This window comes from Streptomyces glaucescens, assembly GCF_002154375.1.
Classification (GTDB): domain Bacteria; phylum Actinomycetota; class Actinomycetes; order Streptomycetales; family Streptomycetaceae; genus Streptomyces; species Streptomyces glaucescens.
This window is the reverse complement of sequence record NZ_MUND01000860.1, coordinates 1-2,269: the sequence shown is the minus strand read 5'-3', so window position 1 is coordinate 2,269 and position 2,269 is coordinate 1. Positions and strand designations below refer to the sequence as shown.

The following is a 2,269-nucleotide window of genomic DNA, read 5'->3' as shown; positions in this document are numbered from 1 at the left end:
GGTCGACCAGCTGGTCGACCTCGCCGAGACCGTCGAAGGCGTGCTCCGCGCGGTCGTCGCCCTCGCCCTGATCCTCGTCGTCGGCACCGTCTCGGCCCGCTTCGCCCGCCGTCGGCTGGCCTACGAGACCTGGCACTTCCTCCACCTCTACACCTACCTCGCGGTCGTCCTCGCCTTCACCCACCAGGTCGCCGTCGGCACCACGTTCGTCGCCTCGCCCGCCGCCACCGCCTACTGGTGGACCCTGTGGAGCGTCGCCCTGGGCTCGGTGCTGCTCGGCCGACTGGTGCTGCCGCTGTGGCGCAACCTGCGCCACCGGCTGCGGGTCTCGGCCGTCGTCCCCGAGAACGACGACGTCGTCTCCGTCTACATCACCGGCCGCGACCTGGACCGGCTGCCCGCCCGGGCCGGCCAGTTCTTCCTCTGGCGGTTCCTCACCCGCGACCGCTGGTGGCAGGCCAACCCGTTCTCCCTGTCGGCGGCGCCCGACGGCCGCACCCTCCGGCTCACCGTGAAGGCGGCCGGCGACGGGAGCGCCGCCCTGCGCCACCTCCGGCCCGGCACCCGGGTCTTCGCCGAGGGCCCCTACGGGGCGTTCACCACGCTGCACCGCACCCGTCCCGACGCCGTCCTCGTGGCGGGCGGCGTGGGCGTGACCCCCATCCGGGCGCTCCTCGAGGAACTGCACGGCCACGCCGTCGTCATCCACCGGGTCGCCACCGAACGGGACGCCGTGCTCCACGACGAACTGCGCGAACTGGCCCACGCCAAGGGCGCCGAGCTGTACCTGGTCACCGGCCCCGCCATCCCCGACCAGCTGGCCCCCGCCGAGCTGGCCCGGCTCGTCCCCGACATCGCCGGCCGGGACGTCTACCTCTGCGGGCCGCCGGGCATGACCGCCGCCGTCCGGCGCAGCCTGCGCGAACTGGGCGTACCGGGGACGCAGATCCACTTCGAGCGCTTCAGCCTGGCCGGCTGAGCGGCAGGGGGAGACACCGTGAAACGAGCACTGCCCGTCCTGGTCCTGACGGTCGCCGGACTGATCCCCGTCTGGCGGTACGCCCCGTCCCAGGAGGCCTCGTCGTCCCCGGACGGGACCGTCGCCGCCCCGACCCCGTCCGCGTCGGCTCCGCCGTCCTCTTCCTCCTCTTCCTCCCCGTCCGCCTCCGCCGTGGTGGCGGGCTCCACCGTCGCCACCGAGAAGGGCGATGTGCAGGTGGAGGTGACGTTCGAGGGGGAGCGGATCACGTCGGTGCGCATGCTGCGGCAGCCGAACCACCCGCAGACCACGAACGCCGTACCGGTGCTGATCGAGGAGACCCTGGAGGCGCAGAGCGCGGACATCGACTCGGTGACGGGCGCGACCGTCACCAGCGAGGGCTACAAGCAGTCGCTGCAGGCCGCACTCGACGCGAGAGGAGCCTGAGGTGCGGCGCGTCGAGCACGTCATGGGCTTCCCCGTCTCGCTGCGGATCGACGACCCCGAGATCCCGGAAGGGCTGCCCGACCGCGTTTACGCGTGGCTGCGCGAGGCCGACGAACGGTTCAGCCCGTTCCGGCCGGACAGCGAGGTGTCCCGGCTGGACCGGGGCGAGATCGCGCCCGGGGAGGTCAGCGCCGGCCTCGCCGAGGTGCTGGCCATCGGCGAGCGGTACCGGGCCGCCACCGGCGGCGCCTTCGACGTCCGGGTGCCCGGCCGGGGCCTCGACCCGTGCGCGGTGGTCAAGGGCTGGTCGGTGCAGCGGGCGGCGGATCTGCTGACCGGTGCCGGGGTACGGCGGTTCTGCCTCAACGCCGGGGGCGACGTGGTCGTCGCGGGCGGGCCCTGGCGGATCGGCGTACGCCACCCCGAGCAGGCCGGCCGGGTGTGCGCGGTGCTGGAGCTCACCACGGGCGCGGTCGCCACCTCCGGCCGCTACGAACGCGGTGACCACATCCTCGACGCCCGCACCGGCCGCCCCGCGGCCGGCCTCCTCGGCGTCACCGTCGTCGCCGCCACCCTCACCGAGGCCGACACCGTCGCCACCGCCGCCTTCGCCCTGGGCCCGGCCGGTATCGCCTGGGCCGCGGGGCAGCCCGGCTGCGAGGTGTACGCGATCGACGCGGAGCGCAGGGTGCGGCGTACGGCGGGGATGCCGCTGGCGGGCCCGGCGGCGGCCTGAGGCCTGCGCCCCGGTGACCGGACAGCGCTCGGCGCCGGGAGCGGAAACGGTTCCGTGCCGGGGCGGAAATGGTCTGATGCCGGGGCGAGAGGATCTCGATGCCGGGG

At 74.7% G+C, this 2,269-nt stretch carries 3 protein-coding genes; all 3 read left to right on the top strand.

The window, feature by feature from the left end; genetic code table 11:
- Positions 1-979: ferredoxin reductase family protein (locus CCN42_RS38490; protein ID WP_086741862.1), on the top strand; the 979-nt coding region annotated here is incomplete at its 5' end.
- Positions 980-997: 18 nt separating this feature from the next.
- A complete protein-coding gene (locus CCN42_RS38485; RefSeq protein ID WP_086741861.1) occupies positions 998-1,426 on the top strand; it encodes an FMN-binding protein in 429 nt (142 codons plus the stop codon).
- Between the two features lies 1 nt (position 1,427).
- Complete coding sequence (locus tag CCN42_RS38480) at positions 1,428-2,162, top strand: FAD:protein FMN transferase (protein WP_086741860.1); 735 nt, start codon at positions 1,428-1,430, stop codon at positions 2,160-2,162.
- Positions 2,163-2,269 lie beyond the last annotated feature (107 nt).